18 protein-coding genes and 1 pseudogene are annotated in these 22,646 nt (G+C 32.0%); 2 read left to right on the top strand and 17 right to left on the bottom strand.

Annotation, left to right across the window (positions count from 1 at the left end):
- Positions 1–16: 16 nt before the first annotated feature.
- The 5 genes from NH286_RS02890 to NH286_RS02910 are packed head-to-tail and all read right to left on the bottom strand — an operon-like array spanning position 17 to position 4,709.
- Positions 17–1,369 (bottom strand): MATE family efflux transporter, encoded by a 1,353-nt coding sequence (locus tag NH286_RS02890; RefSeq protein WP_265236693.1) that lies wholly within the window; start codon positions 1,367–1,369, stop codon positions 17–19.
- A gap of 12 nt (positions 1,370–1,381) precedes the next feature.
- The gene (locus tag NH286_RS02895; RefSeq protein WP_265236695.1) at positions 1,382–2,830 is read right to left on the bottom strand and encodes an ABC transporter ATP-binding protein; all 1,449 of its coding nucleotides are present in this window, start codon (positions 2,828–2,830) and stop codon (positions 1,382–1,384) included.
- Entirely contained in the window at positions 2,827–3,507 is a 681-nt protein-coding gene (locus tag NH286_RS02900; protein ID WP_035111397.1) for an energy-coupling factor transporter transmembrane component T family protein, read from the bottom strand. Before NH286_RS02900 ends, NH286_RS02895 begins: the two co-directional genes overlap by 4 nt.
- Positions 3,507–4,085 carry an MptD family putative ECF transporter S component gene (locus NH286_RS02905; protein ID WP_002838928.1) on the bottom strand — a complete coding sequence of 193 codons (579 nt, stop codon included), beginning with the start codon at positions 4,083–4,085 and terminating at the stop codon, positions 3,507–3,509. The genes NH286_RS02900 and NH286_RS02905 overlap by 1 nt, the downstream gene beginning before the upstream one ends.
- A gap of 51 nt (positions 4,086–4,136) precedes the next feature.
- The gene (locus NH286_RS02910; RefSeq protein WP_265236703.1) at positions 4,137–4,709 is read right to left on the bottom strand and encodes a TetR/AcrR family transcriptional regulator; all 573 of its coding nucleotides are present in this window, start codon (positions 4,707–4,709) and stop codon (positions 4,137–4,139) included.
- A gap of 292 nt (positions 4,710–5,001) precedes the next feature.
- Between NH286_RS02910 and NH286_RS02915 the strand changes: the two genes are divergently transcribed.
- On the top strand, positions 5,002–5,343 hold the full coding sequence (locus NH286_RS02915; RefSeq protein WP_250341994.1) for a plasmid mobilization protein: 342 nt from the start codon (positions 5,002–5,004) through the stop codon (positions 5,341–5,343).
- Positions 5,344–5,664: 321 nt separating this feature from the next.
- On the opposite strand, the gene NH286_RS02920 is transcribed toward NH286_RS02915, so the two are convergent.
- The 12 genes and pseudogenes from NH286_RS02920 to murB form a co-directional block, all read right to left on the bottom strand.
- Positions 5,665–7,569: a UvrD-helicase domain-containing protein gene (locus tag NH286_RS02920; RefSeq protein ID WP_106460080.1), complete on the bottom strand. Its 1,905-nt coding sequence runs from the start codon at positions 7,567–7,569 to the stop codon at positions 5,665–5,667.
- Positions 7,557–9,647, bottom strand: a complete 2,091-nt coding sequence (locus NH286_RS02925) for an ATP-dependent nuclease (protein WP_015777630.1) — start codon at positions 9,645–9,647, stop codon at positions 7,557–7,559. Before NH286_RS02925 ends, NH286_RS02920 begins: the two co-directional genes overlap by 13 nt.
- Positions 9,648–9,724: 77 nt before the next feature.
- Positions 9,725–10,559: pseudogene (locus tag NH286_RS02930) on the bottom strand (nucleotidyl transferase AbiEii/AbiGii toxin family protein).
- Positions 10,556–11,143, bottom strand: coding sequence for a type IV toxin-antitoxin system AbiEi family antitoxin domain-containing protein (locus tag NH286_RS02935; protein WP_106460079.1), 588 nt, complete (start codon positions 11,141–11,143; stop codon positions 10,556–10,558). Before NH286_RS02935 ends, NH286_RS02930 begins: the two are co-directional and overlap by 4 nt.
- A gap of 320 nt (positions 11,144–11,463) precedes the next feature.
- Positions 11,464–12,705, bottom strand: coding sequence for a 23S rRNA (uracil(1939)-C(5))-methyltransferase RlmD (rlmD, locus tag NH286_RS02940; protein WP_106460078.1), 1,242 nt, complete (start codon positions 12,703–12,705; stop codon positions 11,464–11,466).
- On the bottom strand, positions 12,705–14,477 hold the full coding sequence (gene pyk, locus NH286_RS02945) for a pyruvate kinase (RefSeq protein ID WP_265236711.1): 1,773 nt from the start codon (positions 14,475–14,477) through the stop codon (positions 12,705–12,707). The genes rlmD and pyk overlap by 1 nt, the downstream gene beginning before the upstream one ends.
- Before the next feature lie 8 nt (positions 14,478–14,485).
- Positions 14,486–15,445 carry a 6-phosphofructokinase gene (pfkA, locus tag NH286_RS02950; RefSeq protein ID WP_106460076.1) on the bottom strand — a complete coding sequence of 320 codons (960 nt, stop codon included), beginning with the start codon at positions 15,443–15,445 and terminating at the stop codon, positions 14,486–14,488.
- Between the two features lie 9 nt (positions 15,446–15,454).
- Positions 15,455–18,901 (bottom strand): DNA polymerase III subunit alpha, encoded by a 3,447-nt coding sequence (locus NH286_RS02955; protein ID WP_265236713.1) that lies wholly within the window; start codon positions 18,899–18,901, stop codon positions 15,455–15,457.
- A gap of 31 nt (positions 18,902–18,932) precedes the next feature.
- A complete protein-coding gene (gene whiA / locus NH286_RS02960) occupies positions 18,933–19,835 on the bottom strand; it encodes a DNA-binding protein WhiA (protein WP_265236715.1) in 903 nt (300 codons plus the stop codon).
- A 1-nt stretch (position 19,836) separates the two neighbouring features.
- Positions 19,837–20,553 (bottom strand): tyrosine-protein phosphatase, encoded by a 717-nt coding sequence (locus tag NH286_RS02965; protein ID WP_265236717.1) that lies wholly within the window; start codon positions 20,551–20,553, stop codon positions 19,837–19,839.
- Between the two features lies 1 nt (position 20,554).
- Positions 20,555–21,403 (bottom strand): RNase adapter RapZ, encoded by an 849-nt coding sequence (gene rapZ / locus NH286_RS02970; protein ID WP_265236719.1) that lies wholly within the window; start codon positions 21,401–21,403, stop codon positions 20,555–20,557.
- On the bottom strand, positions 21,404–22,306 hold the full coding sequence (murB, locus tag NH286_RS02975) for a UDP-N-acetylmuramate dehydrogenase (protein ID WP_265236720.1): 903 nt from the start codon (positions 22,304–22,306) through the stop codon (positions 21,404–21,406).
- Positions 22,307–22,455: 149 nt separating this feature from the next.
- On the opposite strand from murB, the gene rpmB reads away from it, so the two are divergent.
- Positions 22,456–22,644 carry a 50S ribosomal protein L28 gene (gene rpmB, locus NH286_RS02980; RefSeq protein ID WP_265213345.1) on the top strand — a complete coding sequence of 63 codons (189 nt, stop codon included), beginning with the start codon at positions 22,456–22,458 and terminating at the stop codon, positions 22,642–22,644.
- Positions 22,645–22,646: the final 2 nt, after the last annotated feature.

Raw genomic sequence — 22,646 nt, forward strand, 5'->3', positions numbered from 1 at the left:
ATTTTTAAATAGTTTATTATATTTTTTTTATTTCAGAGGGCATTCTATTAAGCTCTCCAATCATCATTGCTATTCCAGCTAAAATCATAATTAAATCTACAAGAGGTTCAGCAAACCATACTGCCTTAACTCCAAATGTCATTGGTAGAATAATCATGGCAGGAACGAATAAAAATAATTGTCTTAGCATGACGATTATGCCTGCCTTTTTAGCATTTCCTATTGCTTGGAAGAATGTTATAGACATAACCATTACTCCATATAAGATAAATATAGAATAGAATAGTCTAAAGTTTCCTACTCCCTGAGTTATAATACTTTCTTCTACTCCAAATAGGGAAAGGATGTTTTTTGAAAATAATAAGACTGGTAGCCAAAATATGGCTGCAAGAACAAGTCCTCCAATGGAGAATACCTTCATTGCCTCCTTTACCCTGTCATATCTTTTTGCTCCAAAGTTTGTACCAACAACAGGTTGCAAGCCTTGACTCATTCCCCAAAGTGGAATAAAGGAAAAGGCATATATTCTTAAAGTTGCTGCCATTAAGATAGCATTTGTATCTCCGCCATATTTAAATGACATTTTATATAGCATTGTTTGTTGAATCATAAATAAAATTTGCATCATCATAGCAGATGACCCTACGCCAAACATTTCTTTTTTTATTTCCTGATCAGGTTTGATTTTATTTATTTTTACTGCTTTACTTTTATATTTGAAGTAATGGAGTGTTATTATCGCTTGAACAAATTGTGCTGTAATAGTTGCAAGTGCAGCCCCTTCTATTGCGTATTTTCCCATTAATTTCATTAGAATTGGATCAAGAATTATGTTTAAAAAAGCCCCTAGCCCCATAATGAGCATTGCTTTTTTCATTAATCCTTCTCCACGCATAACCATGTTTGCTGATTGAGTAAAGTTTACAAATAAAGAACCAATGAAAATTACTCGTAAATATCTGATACCATATTCTTTAATTTCTCCACTTGCTCCAACCATATCTAAAAAATGTGGTGCAAGTAAAATTCCGCCTATTGTAATAATTGATGAGAATAGAATAACCCAAAAGATTAAATTCCCCATAATTTTATCAACTGTTTTTTGGTCACCCTTTCCTATAGCTCTTGATAAAACTGATGCTGAACCTACACCTATGAGTGTAGATACTCCACTATTGAAAAAGGTAAGTGGCATAGCTACACCACAAGCTGTCATTGCTGTTTGTCCTATAATATTTCCTGCAAAAATTCCATCCATTAGTGGATAAAGACCTATTACTATCATTCCTATTACAGCAGGAATAGATAATTGAAAAAGCAAATCTATAGGTCTTTTTGTTAATAATTGTTCTTTCATATCTTGTTTCAAAAAATCAACTCCTTACACAATCAGTCCATCTTTAATAAATTTCAAAATTTCTTTTTCATGTCCCTGAACATATACTTTCTTATATCCATCTTCTTCAAGCATTAACACAGAATTACAAACTTTAAAAATAAGTTCTATATCATGAGTTATTATGGCAAAAGGATATATTTTTGAATATCTTTTTATTATTTCAGAAATATCATTCATTCTCTTGTAATCTAAACCTGACGTAGGTTCATCTAGAATTATTAGTTTTCTACCACTTAAACAAGCAGTTAATAGAGCAAGTCTTTGTTTTTGTCCACCAGATAGATTTTGTGGATGGTCATACCTATTTTCCCAAAGGTCAATATGTTTTAATTCGTTTCTAAGTCTATTTAAATATCCAACGTCATTAATTCTATCTTTTTGTAAAAGCTCATTTTCCACCGTATCAAAAAATATTTGGTATTCTACATCTTGCATCATATAATAAGAGTTTCTTAATCTTTCTTTTTTATTTCTCCCAAAGCTTGTCTTGCCTTTAAAGTTTAATAAACCAGCTAAGGATCTTGCAAGAGTCGTTTTACCTACTCCATTTTTACCTATAATCGCCATTATCTCATTTTCATATAAGCTTATATTTAAATTTTTTATTAATTCTTTTTTACCAATAGAAATACCAACTCCTCTTATCTCCTCAACTACATTTTTGCAATTATCAATATTTTCAGATAGCAAAAAATTATAATTCGTTGTTCTTAGAGAGTAATTTTTACAATCCTTTTCTGTTAATTCACCTTTTTTAAAAACTTTTTCGATTTTACCATCTTTCATATACAAAAAACGATCATATAAATCATTTAAATAGAACAATCTATGCTCAGATATTATTATCGTTTTTCCTAATGATTTTAATTTTTCAAGAATATTCTTAAGTTCGACTATTCCCCTATAGTCTAAATTTGATGATGGTTCATCAAAGAAAATTATTTTAGTATCATAAACAAGAGTAGATGAGATAGCAACTTTTTGCTTTTGTCCACCTGATAAAGAATTGATATTTCTATATTTTAAATTTTCAATTCCCATCACACTCAAAGAGTCATCAACTCTTTTCTTTAATTCTGAAAGCTCCATTCCTAAATTTTCTCCAACAAAGGCAAGCTCATCCTCAACAATATTTGCGAAAAACTGATCTGTTGGATTTTGAAAAACATTTCCTATATACTTTGCCAATTCTCCGTTGTTATATTGCGAAATATTTTTTCCTAAAATAGATACTTGTCCATACAATTGTCCTTGATAATGATTCGGAATTAAACCATTTAATATTCTTGTTAGAGTAGTTTTTCCACAACCAGATAAACCACTTATAACAACAAGTTCCCCTTCTTTAATATTTAGCTCTATATCTTTTAAAATTACCTTATCATTTCCATCATAAGAGAATTTTTTAATATCAGCTTCTATTACATTCATATTGACCTCCACAATAAGAAAATAGCTAAAAGTAAGAATACGATATCAAAAAATTTAAAAGTTATTTTATGATAATTGGTCCTTTCCCCTCTATATTCTGCTCCTTTAGATATAATAGATGAAGTCAAAGTTTCACTCACTTGCAAACATTTATAGATAAGAGGGATGAAATAAAGTTCAAAAGACATAATAGGATGGAGGGGACTTAATCTTAGTCCCCTTACCTTCATGCCATTCTTTATTTCTTTAAGCCTTAACCCCATCTCTGATATAAACTTCATTCCTATCACTATGCTTAGAGCAAACACATTTGGAATGTGTAAAAACTTAAGTGAACTCATCATTTTAAGTGGTGATGTATTCACAAGAATACCGCCAATAATAAATATCGGAAAGAGTTTTAATACAATTTCTACAAGACCTAAAATTGCATTTCCACCTATTCCTAAGTCTGTAATAGTTAATGTTTTGCCAACAATTAACAAGATAAGAACTGTTGCTAGTTGTTTAATAAATTGTTTTAAGGAAAAAGTTAAAGTTAGAAACATTGATATTCCTATCATAATATAGTAGCCAATATCATCTGTTATAAATAATATAATCGAAAACGCTAAAATTAAAACAAATAAGATTATAGGATTTACAAGACAGTTGTCATCTCTCCTTATTTTTTCCATTACAATATTCCTGATTTTTTACTCTTTTTAAAAAACTTATTATTTATATATAATCCAAATCTTCCTGCTATTAATACCAAGACGATATTAATGCCTATTGAGATTAGCATTGCCTTTGGTGTAAAAAAGGCATCCATAAAGGCAGCCTGTTCTTTAGTAAATACGCTAAAAACTTCAACAATTTTTTCTGGTCCAAGTAGTCTTACAAATGTCATTGCATGCATTGAAATAACAAACATTCCAGCAGATACTGCTAAGGCAACTCTATTATCATTTTTATAGTTACCTATAATTAATTCTGCTACAATAGCTGCGATGGCATTTACTATAAGCATTGGCCAATATCCACTTAATGCATAAAATACACCAAGCAACATGAAAAATATAAAAGCTATTCCTCTTTTTTGTAATTTTTTAGCCATAATTATAAATGGCGGAGCTACTACAAAGGAAGAAAATCCTGCCGCTATATATAAGGATAAAGTTCCTAACATTCCTGTTGCTGTTGATACAGCCATGTTTAATATAAACGCCACTACTGTAAAAATTGTAACTTGTACGATATCTTTTAATTTCATATAAACCTCCAATTTAAGATATGTTTTTTCTTTCTGAGTAAACCCTAAGATTTACTTAGCATTATTATCTAAGATAATTCCTATCATTTTTTTTAATGCAAGTTTGTTCTTCACAAAATTTTCTCTTGCATTTAGAACTTCACAACCTAGAATAAATGTGTTAATAAAATCAGTTATTAATTCGATAGCTTCACTTAATTCACCTCTTACATCTTCATCAAATAACATTAGAATACTATCAGATGATGATTTTTTTAGTTTCTTATATAAGTCTTTTAACTTATCGTCGTGATTTAATTCCTGCAAAAACATTGCATAAATTGAAACATAGTCACTCTGATATAGCATTTTTTCTAAAATAATCTCAGATAAAACTTCGCTAAAATCCTGACTTGTTTTATTCATCTCATCATAGATTATCTTCTCTCTGTATTTATTTCCTTCTAACATAATGTCGTATAAAATTTCATAGGTAGAACCATAATGATGATACAAACCACCTCTAGAAAGCCCAGTAGCTTCCATAATGTCATTCATAACTGTATTTCTAAATCCCTTATCCAAAAAGACTTTCATAGCTGCTTGTCTAATCTGCTTTTTTCTTTCATCAGCTTCCATTTTCATTTCATAAATAACCTCCAAACCGACACTGTTGTCGGTATTATTATATCAACACTGATAATCATTGTCAATAGCTTCGCTTATACTTCTTTATTAATTTCTTTAAATGCGGTATAATCAATAAAATTGAATAAACGCTTAACGCTTATAACTTTAATAGCAAGCACAGTAAGTGAGTACCCACTTACGAAAAATTGATGAAGCAGAACCTTTATGGACTGCTTCTTTTTTTATCAATTTTACCTTGTTAGGGAGAGCCCTAAGATCCCAATATTTTATGATAAGGAGATATACTATGGATAATAGAAAAAGAAATAATCAACTAAAAATATATTTAACAGATGAAGAAAAGGAAGTTTTTGAAAAGAAAATGAAACTTGCTAATTGCAAAACTATGTCTCACTTTCTTAGAAAATGTGTATTGGAAAAAGAGATTTATGTAGTAGATTTAGAACCATTTAGAAACCTACAATGGTTACTTTCAAATGCAACAAATAATATAAACCAGATTGCCAAGGCTACTAATACAACTGGTGTTATTTACAAAAATGAAATTGAATCTATGAATAATCAGATAGAAAAATTATCAAGAGAAATATGGCAGATTCATTCCCTACTTCTTAATAAATCAAAATGAAATTTATTATATAAGTCAAAATTTAATTTATAAATACATTAAATATCAGATGAGAAATTCTACATTTTTAATAAAAACTAGGTACATCAAATACTGCATTTTTCATGAATATAATCATGTTTTTATTTTTCAAATCAATCTACATGATTTGAAAAGTATCTTTCCGAACTTAAATATAGTATTCTAGTAAATACAATAAAAAAAGAATACCCTCATGCAAGAGTATTCTTAAAATAAAAATAGTAATTATCTTTTTTCATTCTATAGAATAATATTAAAAAGCAGCATAAAACATAAGTAGAAATAGTACCTACTTTTCAATTAAATCGAAGAGAGTTCTATAACATTTTCTTCTCCAAAATACTCTTTAGCTTTTTCTAATATGTCAGAATCATCAGTAGGCATATATATTATTAAATTCTTTTTTGCTCTTGTTATACATACATAAAATAATTTTTTTGTACGTTTCTGAACATTAGAGTTCGGAGATCCTTTCCCAAATAATGTTCTAAAGTCATATTTATTCCAATCAGACTCTAATACAAGCAATACATTGTCATATTCACTACCTTTAACACTATGTTGAGTACAAATTGGTGAAAATTCTTTTAAATATAAAACACTTTTTCTATATTGATTAAATGTTATCTTTTTTATTCTCTCCCATAAATAAAACCCTTTATTTGAAATATAATCACTAAACAATTCATCTTCTTTGAGTAACCCTTTTACTTCCGCAAATTTTAATACATTTTCTATCGTTTGATTATCTTCACTTACAAGATAATCAATTGCTTGCTTAAGGCAAATCTTATCATTTCTATTATGAATAGAAAATTTTGTTATTCGTAGAAAATCATTAAATCTATTAGCCTCATATAATTCAATAATCTCCTCTAATATATCTAATCTGCGTAAAATCCTATCTCTATAAGAATTAGCTTCATATCTACCACTCATTCCATTTAATTTATATGACATGAGTGATTCCTTAGTGATTCTACATTTTTCGTAAGCTTCTTCCCATGACATATCTTCTAAAACACTATATATTGACTGATAAATTTCATTTCCGTTAATTTGATCTAACAGCTCCACTTTGTTATATGTCGGTTTTACCTCTAACGTTATTTCTCCCAAAGTCTTATTACAGTCTAAATTTCCCTTATCAATTTTTTTCTTTATCCCACTTATAAGCTTAGTTATCAAATCAGCATTATATAGATCATATAAGTCTTTAAAGCCAGTCATTTCAGCATTATATTTATGTGTTAGCCTTAACTCTTTTGTTTGTTTTCCATCAGAAAAATCCCAAGATTCAAAAATATTCTTCCCCTTTACACTTATAAAATCATTTATTTCAGTTCCATATAAAAATTTAATACTACCTTCTCTAATAGTACCATTTTCCATATTAGGTGCATTTATATCTTCTGAAGGTCTTTGCTCAATATCATCATCTCTAAACTTATTGGCTACTTCGATTACAACTCTTGGATTTCTTCGGTTTTGCGTCTTTACTATTTTAGTTAAATTATATTGATTTAAATTACCAACTCCGTCGTCATATATAGACTGCATTGAATCTCCAAAAAAACCAATTACATTTTTCTTATCGCTTTGCTCAAGATGCTTTAGTAAAATATCAGCAACTAAAGGACTTGTATCCTGATATTCATCAACAAAAATACAATCTGCAATATCCTTTAAAATGTCCGCTATTTTTTTATATTTCTCAAACATTTTCTCTGCAACAATCAAAATGTGATTATGGCTGATTTTCACTCTATTTTCTTCATTTGCCGTTACAGAATAATACTCATCATAATCTACATAAAGATTTTCGAAATATTCTTGAGAAATTAAATCCTCAGAAAAATCTTTTGGCTTTTTAAAGTTCTTTTCATTATCATCGTTAATAAGCTCAACTAAAATATTTTTTATTTCATTCTGATATTTTCTGATAAGAGACCATATAAACTCATGTATTGTTGAAACCCAAATATTTTCATTTTCTATTCTTGATAAAATTTCGGCAACTGCATTATTTGTATATGTAATGCATACTATCTTTATATCTGGTAATTCCTCTGTGAGTGCATTTATTAAGGAAATTAAGGAGTATGTTTTTCCACTACCTGCTCCACCTTCTAAAATAAAATTTTCACCATTTTTTATACATTCAAGAGCTTCTAATACTTCTTTTTCCAATGTTAGCGTATCCATAATAAGCCCTCCTCAATATAATGTGGAACTGCCCATTTTTCATCTTCTTCGCCATTCTCATTATCAAAATACAATAAGCTTGATGCAAATGCCGATTTCTTTTTCACATTATTCAAAGCAAAATTATAATAATCACCATTTTCTATTTCATCATTCGAAAAATCTTTTAAAGCTCCATATTGATAAAACCCTTCTTTGTTTTTTAATATAAAGTCTTTATTTAGTGCTATAAATGCATCTTCAAAACTACTCGCTTGATACTCACCATAAGATTCTGGTATTTGATAGGCCATTCTCATATTATCTTTAATTTTATCCTCAGCATTTTTCCCTACAAGTTCCTTAAATTGATTATTCGATGTATCAATTCCAGTATCTTTAAAAAATTCTTTTATTGATGCGTTACTTGTATGTGTTCCCTCATCGGGGTGACAACTCGTATATACAGTTCTTTCTTTTCCATTTTTATCTATTTTCTTTTCAGCTTTAACAGAGTCAATATCCGTAACAAACAAAACTTTTGTTCCTAAAAAGGAAAATAAAGGCATAAATATATGAGAATGCGCTCCAACTTCTATTATAGAAATATTCTGTGATAATAGTGGTATAATATCTGCTCTTGGCTTTTCTTTATTATCAATTTTATGCATCATCACTGGCATTAAAATTCGTTCGGTATCTCCTTCTATACAAATAGCTTTATCCGCAAAGAATAGTTCACTTCTATTCATTGTCAGATATTGTTTTACAAACTTAAATCCTTTCTGTTCATCTCCACCATACTCTTCTTTTAAAGAATTAAAGCTCTTAGCTATGACCGTATTCCCGTTTTTCTTCAAATATATAATGTCATCAAAGTTACATTCAGAAACTATATGTGATGAATGCGAAGTGATTAAAATCTGCAACTGCTTATTCTTTTCTTTCAACAACTTATTTCTATGTGCTTTGATATGAGATTTAATATTCCTTATAAATATATACTGTAACTGAGGGTGTGTATGTGCTTCAGGTTCTTCAATATATAAGAGATTTATATCTGCTGGTTGTTCAAACAATTCCTGTATATTGGTTTCAATCTCAAATAAAATACCAATTAAATTTAAATACCCCAATCCATTATATGTTTCTGGAAGCGAATAATCTCCCCCTTGTCTATAACTTAAGTTTGTATTATCTGACAATAAATTTTTCTCTGAAATAGATGACTCTATTGCTATATCAATTCCATTTTCTGCACCACCATAAGTTTTAATAACATCTATAACATCACTAAAAATACCATCAATGGGTTCTTCACCTTCACTTTTTTCTCCATTGTAAATCTTATATAATTCTTTATCGGCTTCCTCCAATTTTTCTTCAAGTCTTGTAAATACCGATTCACTTTCATCTTTTGCAGCTTTATAAGAACTGAAATATTTACCAGTTAAACCTGATAAAACATGATTACGATCATCATTAGAAACCGCTCGATCAGCTCTTATTCCTGCCACTTTAATGACTTTTTGAATATCTTTATTATCAATTTCTTCTGATCTATCTTGCGTTGTTTTGTTTGCTTCAACATCAAACCCTCTTGAATATTTTTTCGTTTCAAAGAAGTTTGCAAAATTCTTACTCATAAATTTGGAAAATGATTTAAAATCTTCAATATTTTTTTCACTAATAATGTTTTTTAATTCTATGATTTTTTTTGCAGCTATTACCGAAATAAATTCTAAAACTATTATGTTATTATCTGGATTTAAGTCCATCATGAATTTTTGAATATTCTCATATGAATCATTATCATTATACTCAATGAATAATTGCATATTAATAGTTTCTAATAATTGAACTTCATCCAGCTTTGTTATATCAAAACCAATTATTTTTTTATAGAGATCTTTCTGGCATTCTAAATTTATATCTTCCCAAAATAATTTAGATGAATTTAGCATTTTATCTAAAACAATAATAGATGATGTTTTTCCACAATTATTTTTACCTATAACTAGCGACAATTCATCTTTAAAATTTAACTCAAAATTTTTTAATAATCTAAAGTTTTTGACTTTCATCTTTTTTAAAATCATTTTAATATTCCTCTTTACCTTCTAAATCAAACTTTTCTTTTATATTTATTTTCCTAAAAATCCTTTGTCTACTTAGATCAACTTGTTGTTTTCGAGACGATTCTCACTACATCAACAACCTTATCAAAGGTTAAATCTCCAATATATTTATTTTCACTCAGATATACTTCCCACAATGATCTCAGGTATGAATCTTCTTTTATGTACTCTATTATTTCCTCATAGTCTTGCATTATCTCATCACTTCTTCTTTTGTTTGAGGTTCTCTCTACTGCTTCTTTTAAAACTTTATAGTTTATCTGGTCTTTTTTAGTTTGTAGAGGGTGTATAGGTCTTAAAAGTCTCTCATTCGTGTGGTTGTTATATTTCTTCTGATTATTGTTTCGTATTTTCAGCTAAAATTGTTTCTAATGGGTATGCCATTATTTTTATATTTTCTTTGCTAAAGATACATGGATAGGTGTATTCTATTTCTCTTGGTGTTATTGCATCTCCTGTTGTTAGATCAAGTTTCATTGTGTTTTTAGTTTTTCCAACATTTGCTATTAGTGAAATTCTAAAGTTCTCGTACTCATCCTCTTCTCTAATATAAGAGATGTCTTTTATTTCAAATTTTATTCCATCATCGACATCTATATTTATAATTTCATCTACGATTTCTTTTATTTTTTCTTCTTTTAGGGGTATGCCTTTTATGGTTGTGTCCATGTCCATAGTTGTTCTATTTTCAATGCCGATTAAGGATGATATGAGGAATCCTCCCTTTATTACAAAATTATTTTTGTATTATGATTTAGATAGTCTTTCTAAAAATCTTTCAAAGAAATATATTTGCAAAACTTCTTGCGATTTCAAATTCTTCTTCTCTGCTAAACTTCTTATCTTTCCCTTTATACTCTCGATATTAATCATGATAATACCTCCATGTATTTTCTAATTTCATTTTCTATTTTAAATAGTCTGCTGTATTTTATTAATCGTCTTAGATTTTTATTTGGTGATTTAAAGTATCTTTTTATTGCTTCTGTAAAAATTTGTTTATCTATTTTTTCTCTGTCGATTATGATATCGCAAATTGTTCGATCTATATCATAAACTGGGATAAGGTTGCCTTGTGGTGATTTTATTTCTGCCTTTCCTAGTTCGTATAAATCTTTTTTTACATAGTGAACTTGTAGATCCTCATATCTTTTTTTGATATGGCTGGCATTGTAGCCTTGAGGTACAGATATATGAAATACATTTGGGGTCCTATCTGATAAGTCATGTAGATATAGGGCTGTTTGATGGGAAAATATAATTCGATTACTATTTGATGATATTAAAACAAAATCGTCTATTACTTTTCCTTTTAATTGATATAGTCCTGGTCTTAATCTTTCCAACTGTCCACTCTTTGTTAATTCTGATAAATTATGCCTAGTATATCCAAGTTCTTCTGCTTCTTTGTTGGTTATCACTAAATTTTCTTGGATATATTCTTTAAGTGTATTCATAGTCCGCCTCCTCTCGTTTACGCTTTTATTATATGTTATAAAAGCGAATATGTAAAGCTGGGCTATGAGTAATTTATATTTTGAGAAGGATGTAACGAATCCTTACTCCCTTCAATAAAAAAGAGCAGCCTTTTAAGCTACTCTTATAGAAAGTACAAAATGAGTTTATCTTATTAATTTTTTCTTTGTGTTTCCTCATACTAGTTTTAAAACTACTCTTACATCCATGTAGTTTTTTTGAGTCTTTTTGACGTATCCTTCTTCATCTTTATCAAAGACAAAATGCTTATAAAACTGCTTAAAATGCAGGATTTCTAAATTTATATCTTTTGTATCAACGCTATAGCTTCCACATGCATAGTCTGTGGGAACATGTCTACTGCCTTGATTTTTTCTAGTTTGTAGCCTTCATTTATAAATCTTTTTATGTCTCTTGCTAGGGTTTGAGGGTTGCAGGAGATGTATATTATTTCTTTGGTGCTTGTTTTGCCTATGGATTTGATTAGGGCTTTGTCTAGGCCTGCTCTTGGTGGGTCTACTATTATTGTGTCTATTTTTTCATTTTTTATGAAGTTTTCGTCTATATATTTGGCGTTTTTGGCTAGGAATTTGAAGTTATCTAGATCATTTATTTCTGCGTTTATTTTGGCATCTTTTATTGCATTTTTGTTTATTTCTACTCCTACCAGATTATCTCCATTTATGGCTATGGAGGATGTTGCTGATCCGCAGTATAGGTCTAGAACTCTTTTATTTTCCCCTAGGAAGTCTCTTGCTGTCTGATAGAGATTTTGTATCTGATTATCATTTACTTGATAGAAGTCATTTAGGCTTATCCTAAATATCTTGTCAAATATTTGATATTCTAGATAGTCTTTGCCTGATATATTGCCTTGTCCTATTATGTTTATACTATATTTACTGCTTGCATATTTTTCTCTTATGTAGGCTAGGGCTTTGTTATTTTCTTCTACTTCTAGATTTAGCATTATTTCTTTGCTATTTGTTCTGATTGTTATTTCTTTTATGAAGGAAGGATATTTGTTATTTATATCTTTCGTTATTTCTTCAATTGATGGGAGATTTTCTGAGATTATTTTTCTTGCTAATAGGCAATCTTTTATCTCTACTAAATCATTTGAGCCTATTTTGTTGTAGGCTAGCTTTCCTTCTTTTGTTACTTGAAGTCTAATTTTGTTCCTATAGTGAAGGTTTTCAGATTCTATTATTTCTATGTCCTCTATTTCTATATTTGCTGTTTTTTTGAGGGCTGATAGGATTAGGTTTTTCTTTAATTGTATTTGAGCATTGTATGTGATATCCATAATAGTACAAGCTCCACATTCATAATAATATGGACATGGAGCTTGTCTTTGTACTGGGCTTTCTTTGATTGTTTTTAGTTTTCTTGCTTCATAGAAATTTTTATTTTCATTTATTATTTCTATTTCGCATATCTCACCGAAGGTGGCTCCTTCGATGAAGGCAATCTTATCGGGTGTCTTTCCGACTCCTCGCCCGTCTTGAAGGATATCAGTTATTTTGATATCTGTGTATTTCATTATATTACTTTTGTTTCTCCGCTGTAGATTACTCCGCCTATTGGATCTACTGTGATTGTTTGACCATCTTCCATTAGGCTTTGAGCATTTGCTGCACCTACTACTGCTGGGATTCCAAAGTGTACCGCAGCTACTGCTGTATGACTTGTTAGGCCGCCTGTTTCTGTGACTACTGCTGATGCTTTTTCGATGAATTCTGTAATATCTGAATCTGTGAATTTGGCTACTATGATGTCGCCATCTTCAAATTTGTGTTCTAGTTCTTTTCTTGTTGAACCGATTACTACTTTTCCTGATACAGATTTAGCACCTATTCCTGTTCCTGATGTGATAATATCACCTATTACGTGAACTTTTATTAGATTTGATGATCCACTTACACCTAGTGGTACACCAGCTGTTACTACTGTTAGGTCACCTTCTTCTAGATAGCCTTCTGATAGGCCTCCTACTATTGCTCTTTCTATTAGTTCATCTGTTTCGTGAGCTTCTTGAATTACTAGTGGGTATACGCCCCATACTACTGATAGTTGTCTAGCTACTCTGTCTGTTGTTGTTGCGGCAATTATATTTGTTCTTGGTCTGAATTTAGAGATTATTCTTGATGTATTACCACTTGATGTACATGAGATTATTGCTCTTGCATCTAGTTCTCTTGCTATTTGACATGTTGATCTAGCTATTGAGTTGGTTGTATTTCTTCTAGATTCTATCTTGGTGTTGTATACTTTTTCGATGAAGTCATCTGATAATTCTGTTGTGATACAGATATCTCTCATTGTTTTTACTGCATTTACTGGATACTTTCCGCCTGCTGTTTCACCTGATAGCATTACACAGTCTGTACCATCTATGATGGCGTTTGCTACGTCTGTTGTTTCTGCTCTGGTTGGTCTTGGGTTTCTTATCATTGAATCTAGCATTTGTGTTGCTGTGATTACTGGTTTTGCAGCTGCATTACATCTTCTGATGATGTCTTTTTGTACCATTGGGATTAGCTCAGTTTTGATTTCTATACCTAAGTCTCCCCTTGCTACCATGATTCCGTCAGATGCTTCGATTATTTCTTCGATATTGTCTACACCTTCTTGAGATTCTATCTTAGAGATGATTTTGATGTTTTCTCCACCGTGGTCTTCTAGGACTTTTCTTATATCATATACGTCTTCTTTTTTACGTACGAATGATGCTGCGATTAGGTCTATTCCATTTTCTATACCAAATTTGATATCATCAACGTCTTTTGGTGTTAGTGATGGAAGATTTGTCTTTGAACCTGGTAGGTTTACTCCCTTGTGGTTTGATAGAACACCGTTGTTTTGAACTCTACATACAACATCTGTGCCATCTTTTATTTCAATTACTTCAAGTTGTACTAGACCATCGTCTATGTAGATTTCACTACCAACCTTAACATCTTGTGGTAGACCCTTGTGAGATACTGATACTATATCTTGGTTACCCATTACGTCTCTTGTTGTTAGGGTAAAAATGTCATCTGGTTTTAGGAAGATTTCTTTTACATCATAGTTTCCAGTTCTTATTTCTGGTCCCTTTGTATCTAGCATGATTGCTATTGGTGCGTTTAGTTTTCTTCTTAATCTCTTGATTGTCTTGATTTTTTCTAAATGTTCTTCGTGGCTTCCATGAGAGAAGTTTAGTCTTGCGACGTTCATTCCATTTTTGATTAACTCTTCAAGAACCTCTGGTTTTTCACTTGCTGGTCCTATTGTACAAACTATTTTGGTTTTCTTTAAAATTTCTGGTTGCATTTTTACTCCTATCTTGACAAGCTATTTGCTAAGTCGTAAAGATCTTCTGGGAATGTTGACTTAACAGATGTTGCCTCGTCTATACTTACTTCTATTAATTTTCCATTTCTATAACCTATGGCTAAGTTTGTTTGCTCTTCTGATAATAATTCTACGGCACGTGCTCCCATTGCTGATCCTAGTAATCTATCAACTGCAGATGGTGAACCACCTCTTTGGACATGGCCTAGAACTGTTACTTTTGTTTCTATGCCTGTTTTTTCTTCAAGCTCATTGGCTAGGGCATATGGATCGCCTACACCTTCTGCTAGGGTTATTAGGTGGTGTAGCTTTCCTCTTTTTCTACCATGTTCCATCTTGGCAATTATTTCATTAATTGAAAATTCATGTTCTGGAACAATTATTGATTCAGCTCCTCCAGCTAGACCTGAAAATAGGGCTAGGTCTCCGCAATGGCGGCCCATTACTTCTATTACTACGGCTCTACCATGTGAGCTTGATGTATCTCTAAGCTTACCTATGGCATCAGATACAGTTTCTATAGCTGTAAAAAATCCTATAGTGTAATCAGTATATCCCATGTCGTTATCGATAGTTCCTGGGATTCCTACTGTCTTTATTCCAAGATCTGATAGGGCTTTTGCTCCCTTAAAGGATCCGTCACCACCGATTACTATTAGGCCTTCAATACCATAGTCTGCTAGGATTTGAGCCCCTCTTTTTTGGCCTTCTGGTGTAGTAAATTCAAGGCTTCTTGCAGTTCCAAGAATGGTACCACCCTTATGAATGATATCAGCTACTGATGAGATATTCATTTCATAAATATCGCCTTTCATAAGACCATCATAGCCATTTCTTACACCCTTTATCCTCATGGATTTATTTAATGCGGTTCTTACAGCACCTCTTATGGCAGAGTTCATACCTGGTGCGTCGCCACCACTTGTAAGTATACCTATTGTCTTCATTATAACTCCTTATTTGACCTTAACATTTTCTTTTCCAAGCCTGTCTTCCAAAATTTTTATATTTGCATCATTGATTTCAAAATATAATTTAGGATCAAGGCTTACTAACTTCTTCTTATCTTCAAAATATATTTTTACAGGATTGTTTCCCTTGTGGCTTAGAATTAAGCCTTTAATTTCATTATACTCTATAAAATTCATTTTTAAGTATAAAGTTGACAAATTTGTTTTTTTTATGTCAATAAATTCACTCGCTAATAATTTTACATCACTTTCATCAGTTTGCAATTTACCTTTAACTATTAGTACATTATCATCTTCTATGAGATTTCTGTACTGCTTATAAGTTGAAGGAAATATAACCATTTCAATATTTCCATACATATCTTCTAGGGAGGCGAAGGCCATGAGATCTCTTTTTTTGGTTGTCAGTTCCTTTTTATTATTTAAGATACCTGCCATTGTAACATATTTTCCATCAAGCCTTGCCATTTGGATTTCATCAAGATTTTCTCTGTAGTCTGTGGTAAAATTTACTATGTTTTCAAGGGCTTCAGCGTTTTCACTTAGAGGATGTTCTGATATATAAAAACCCAAGACTTCCTTTTCCAATTTAAGTTTTATATTTTTAGGATATTCTGCAATATTCGGCATATCTATATCCCTAGTATCAACATCTCCTGCCATATCTAAGAGATTAATTTGACCTGTCACATTTATTTTATTATTGTCATGGACTGTAGCTATGGCTTTTTCATAGATTGCCATAAGCGATGACCTAGTATAGCCTAAGCTATCAAAGGCACCTGCTTTGATTAAAGATTCGATTCCTTTTTTATTAAGAGCCCTTGAATCGACATCTTCAACCCTTTCTAGGAAATTTTTGAAATTTATAAATTCTCCACCAGCTTCTCTTGCCTTTATAATTGCGGCTATTAGATTGGCTCCAAGATTTTTAATCCCTGATAGGCCAAAAATGATCTTTTTATCTGCTACTTCAAATGGTCCGTAGGACTTATTTATATCTGGAGCAAGGACTTCAATACCAAGCCTTTTAGTTTCTGATACATATAAGTATAGCTTAGATGATTGGTCCATCACTGAAGAAATTAGATTGGCCATATATTCTTCAGGATAATAGTGCTTAAGATAAGCTGTTTGAACTGCTACAAGGGAATAGGCTGCTGAGTGAGACTTGTTAAAGGCATATTTAGCAAAAGATATCATTTCATCATAAATTGTATTGGCTGCCTTCTTATCAACACCATTTCTAATAGCCCCTGGTATTAGGATTTGCCCATCTTCATCGACCTTGCCATTTATAAAAATATCCCTATTTTCTTCCATGACGCTCATCTTTTTCTTTGACATGGCTCGTCTGAGGTTATCTGCTTCCCCAAGCGAATAGCCTGCAAGCTGTTGAACTATCTGCATTACCTGTTCTTGGTAGACAATTATTCCGTAGGTCACCCCTAGGATTGGCCTTAATTTTTCATCAAGGAAGCTAACATCTTCTGGATTATTTTTGTTATGAATATATTTAGGAATTTCATCCATTGGCCCCGGCCTAAATAGAGAGTTTGCAGCTATTAGATCATCAAATACTGTTGGTTTAAGGTTTTTAAGGAAGGCCCTCATGCCGGCAGATTCAAACTGAAAAAGACCAATGGTTTGAGCCTTGTTAAATTGTTTGATGACATTTTTATCATTTACGTCGATATTTTCTATGTCTATATCTAATCCGTAGTTTTTCTTTATATCCTTTATGGTATCTTTTATAACTGTGAGGTTTCTTAGGCCAAGAAAGTCCATCTTTAAAAGGCCAAGCTCTTCGATTTCTGTCATATCAAACTGGGTTACTACCAGGTCATTTGATAAGGCCAGGGGAATTATTTCTGTGAGCGGATCTTTTGAAATAACTACTCCTGCAGCATGGATTGATGTATGTCGAGGAAGACCTTCTAATTTCCTAGCTGTATCAATTAGCCTTTTACTTTCCGCATCCTTATGGTAGGATGCCCTAAAGCTATCAGATTCTTCTAGAGCCTTATCTATGGTCATACCAATTGTCGCTGGAATTTGTTTGGCTATGGTATCTACCTTACCATAGGCAATATAAAGGACTCTACCCACATCCCTAATGGCATTTCTTGCCTGCATCCTTCCAAAGGTAATGATTTGTGAAACATGGTCTCTACCATAAAGGTCATTTACATATTCAACCACCTTATCCCTTAGGACATAGTCAAAGTCTATATCTATATCAGGCATGGATACCCTCTCTGGATTTAAGAATCTTTCAAATATTAGGTTATATTTAATCGGATCAATTTGTGTTATATCAAGGGCATAGGATACTATAGAACCTGCTGCAGATCCCCTACCAGGGCCCACTGCTATATCGTTATTTCTAGCATAATTTACAAAATCCCAAACAATTAGAAAATAATCTACATAACCCATTGAGTTTATAACTTCGATTTCTTTTTTGACTCTTTCAACTATTTCACTTGTAGGATTTTTATATTTTTTGCTTATACCTTGATTTACCAATAGTTTTAGGTAATCAAGATTGCTAAGGCCTTTAGGAAGCTTGGTATAATAAGGAAGATGGGGTTCGTGGAATTTTATTTCAAGCTTACACCTATCGGCAATTTTTGTTGTGTTTTCAACAGCTCTTTCATAATCTTTAAAAATTTCAGACATGGTATCTGGGTCTTTTAGGTAAAATTCCCTATTAGGCATCCTCATCCTATTTTCATCTTTGACTAGAGCACCAGTCTGGATGCATAGGAGAACATCTTGGAGGTAGGAGTCTTCCCTTTCTATATAGTGAACATCATTGGTTGCTACCATTTCTATGCCTAGTTTCCTGTGGAGATAAGCAACTCCTTTATTTACCTGTTTTTGTTCAGGAATCCCATGATCTTGGATTTCTAGGAAGTAATTACTTTTTCCAAAAGCCTCCTCATATTTTTTTGCAGTGCTTATGGCAGCTTCCATGTCATTTTCTAGAATTCTCTGGTTAACTTCCCCATTTAGACAAGCCGATAGGGCTATAAGGCCTTCTGTGTGGTCTTTTATAAAGTCAAAGCTTACCCTTGGCTTGTAATAAAAACCATTTACATAGGCTTCTGATACAATTTTGACCAAATTCTTATAGCCTATCTCATTTTCTGCCAAAAGTATAAGATGGTAATAGCGTTTATTTGTAGGGTCTTTTATCTTATGATCTTTTTCTGAAACATAGACCTCACAACCTATGATTGGCTTTATGCCCTTTTTTGTGGCTTGCTTATAAAATTCTATGACCCCATACATAGAGCCATGGTCAGTTATGGCAACCGAATCCATCCCTAGGTCGAGGCACTTATCAAGGAGTTTATCTATCCTTGAGTAGCCATCTAGGAGGGAATATTCTGTATGTAGGTGGAGGTGGGTAAATTTTGTAGTCATAATTTCCTTTCAAAAAAAGATTTGTAAATATTTACAAATCCTTTGCTATTTTGATAAATTTTTGAAGTCTATAATTGACCTTGGCCTTGGATAGGGGCGGATTTATCATCTCCCCAAGCTCTTCTAATGATAGGTATGGGTTCTCTAGCCTTAGATTGGCAAGCTTTTTGCTTAGGTCATCTAAGTTGTCAAAGGTTCCTGCTTCCTTTACCTTGTTTATAGCTGTAAGCTGGTTAGCCGCAGCCTTTACAGTCCTATCGATATTGGCATTATCAAAATTATTTACTCTGTTTATATCATTTCTAAGCGACTTAATGGCTCTTACATTTTCAAGCTCAAATAAGGACTTAGTAGCCCCAATTATAGCAAGAAAATCAGAAATCTTGTCAGAATCCTTTAGGTAAACTATATAATAGTCATTTCTTGTTGATAATTTTGAATTGAGACTAAAGGTATCCATGGATTCCTTTAAAAGACTTGCTTCATTTTCATCCTTTGAAACTATCTCAAGATTATAACCTCTTTGTGGGTCATTGACAGATCCCCTAAAGATAAAGGCAATTTTTAGAAAGCTTTTTATCTCATCAAGCCTTACATCTTCTATATCCCTAAAATTTTCTATAAAGCCTTCTGCCATTAGGCCTACTAATTTATCAGAAACATCGCTATCTTCAACAATTATTACATAGTCCCTCTTACTTTTCTTGTCAGGGTTATCTTGGATTTCAAAAGTTGGCGAATATCCATAAAGGTCAGCTACTAGCTTATAAATATATCTAGCCTCTCCATTTGAATCTGTTTTAAAAATCACATTTAGCTTTCCTTCAGAAATCCTTATTGAACCTATAAAGTGTATCAGACTTATAAGCTCACCCTTTAGGTCAAGAGCATCTTTTTTGAGGACTTCTTTTTTGCATCTTTGGGAAAAGCTCATCTTATTCTACTATCTTATCCTTTATTGCTTGAATTGCCTTAGCATCAACCTTGGCATAAGCTAGATAATCCTCAAATGTACCATATTTTCTAATAACATAGTCATAGGCTTCTTTCATATAATATGGGTCTGTAATCCTGAATACTGAGTATGGTTCGTCTTCTCCATATCTTTCGATATAGCCAAGATGAGCTGAAGATACCTCATAGTCTGCTATGATATCTCCCCTGTAGGCATTGGCAAGGCCTAGAATAATCATTGAAATAATTCCTGTCCTATCCTTTCCCTCCTGGCAATGATAAAGTACAGAGCCTTCTGCATTTGCTATTACTTCCATAATTTCTTTAACAGCCACGAAATGATCTATTAGATTTCTATAAGACTGGCCTACAGTCATCTTTCCTGAGATAATTTTATCTATTTCTTCTTGTCTAAATTCCTTATCTGGAGCTAGTGATATATGATGAAAATCAAAATTCTCTTTTATTAGCTTATGACTTTCTGTTTCAAGTTTTAATTCATTTTCTCTTCTTAAATCAATGATGGTTGTGATATTTAAGTCTTTTAGGTCCTTTATATCAACTTCTTTTACATCATCTAGACTTGCAGATCTTATAATCTTATGCCAGGCTGTAGCTTTCTTATCTAGGGTTGCTACCCCTCCCATATCTCTCGCATTTTTTATATTTTCTAGGTCTAATCTTTTTAAATATCTCATCTTACCACTTATCCTTTTCTCTGTGTCTCTTAATTAATATATAATCATCATCTTTCATTCTCTCATACATTTTTTCTACCATATAGACAGACCTATGCTTACCACCTGTACACCCAAATCCAATGGTTAGTATATTTTTGCCCTGCTTTTGAAAATCAGGCAAGAGCGATATAAGCATATCATAGGCCTTTTCCTCAAAATCCTTGATAATATGAAATTGATCGAGGTAATCCGCTAATGGCTCACTAGTACCATTTAATGGCTTAAGCTCATCGATATAAAAAGGATTTGGGACAAATCTTACATCAAATACAAAGTCAAAATCAGAGCTAATCCCATATTTAAAACCAAATGATATAAGATTTACTATCATTTTTGACTTCTTATCTAAAGAATTTTCTATAACAGACCTAAGCTCTGCTATCTTGTAGTTAGTAGTGTCTATTATAGTATCGGATATCTCTCTTATAGGTTTTAGGAGAGCTTTCTCCTTTTCTAGTCCATCTGTTACACTACCAAATTCTCCTAGTGGGTGGGGCCTTCTAAGTTCGTTATATCTTTTTTGAATAATTTCATCATTGCAATAAATAAAGATAATTTCTGTATCTTCATTGGCCTTTTTTAGGTCTTTGATTGATTCGTAGATATTATTATCTATAGAAAATGACCTAAAATCAATTACAACCGCCATTTTTTCTATTGGCTTTTCTTGATTATTATTTAATTCTATAAATTTCTGAACTAGGTATGATGGAGTGTTGTCCATAGCATAATAGCCCATATCTTCATAAGCCCTTAAGGCTGTTGTCTTACCTGAACCTGATAAACCAGTAATTATCTTTAATTTCATCTATAATTCTCCGACTAATTTTACCTCTCGCTCCAGTGTAAAGCCTGTTTTCTCCTTAACAATTGCTGCCACATGATTAATAAAAGCAAGCATTTCAGTGCAAGTAGCATCTCCTGCATTTATAATAAATCCACAGTGTTTTTCGCTAACCTGGCAATCTCCCTCTCTAAAACCTCTTAGGCCACATTCATCAATTAGCTTTGATGCATAAGATCCTTCAGGTCTCTTGAAGGTTGACCCTGCAGATTTTTTATCAAGAGGTTGTTTGCTTGTACGTCTATCTCTGTAGTCTTTAAACCTATCTATAACAAGTCTTTTGTCATCCGGTTTTAATTTAAATTTAGCACTTACAACTATCAAATTATCTTCAAAAACTCTAGAGTGCCTATAGGAAAAATGCATATCATCATTGTTAAAGGTGTGAAGATTTCCCTCATAATCAAAGGCCTTTACTTCTACAACTATATCCTTGATTTCACCACCATAGGCTCCAGCATTCATAGCGATGGCCCCTCCAACAGAACCAGGTATACCTGAAATCTCTTCCATACCAGCAAGGCCTATTTCTATTGCTGCCCTGCTTGCTTTAATAAGAGCTGTTCCTGATAAGGCTGTCAGACAATCATCTTCTATCTTAACATCGTCAAAATTATCCGCAAGGACTATAACACAACCCCTAATACCCTTATCAGACACCAAAAGATTTGTTCCCTTGCCTATAACACTAGTTTCTATTTTATTTTCATAGTTAAATTTTAGAAGGGCTTCAAGCTCGTCAACTGTGCCTGGTAAGGCTAGAGCATCTGCCAGTCCTCCTATGCCAAAATTTGTGTAATTTTTTAATTCTTCGCCAAATAGAATTTGGCCGAAGCTTTTATTTTCATAAAGAGATTTATAAGCCATTTAATCCCCCTTAAATTCTTATTTTTATCTTTCCACTAATCACTATACTCTTTATAGGCTTAATCTCCCTATAAAAAATAAAGAAAAAATTTGTAATTTCGCCTAAACTTTGGTAGAATAATAAAGATGAATAAGGAGGAGGTGTAATTATGGCAAAAGCATGCGATATATGTGGCAAAGGTACAAAAGCAGGAAAATCTGTTACTTTCTCACATAGACAAATAAACAGAACTTTTAAAGCAAACGTGCACAAAGTAAAAGCTGTTGTAGACGGCACTCCAAAAACTATTAACGTATGTACAAAATGCGTTAAAAGTGGAAAAGTAGAAAAAGCTTAAGC

This window comes from Anaerococcus sp. NML200574 (assembly GCF_026131665.1).
Lineage (GTDB): Bacteria > Bacillota > Clostridia > Tissierellales > Peptoniphilaceae > Anaerococcus > Anaerococcus kampingae.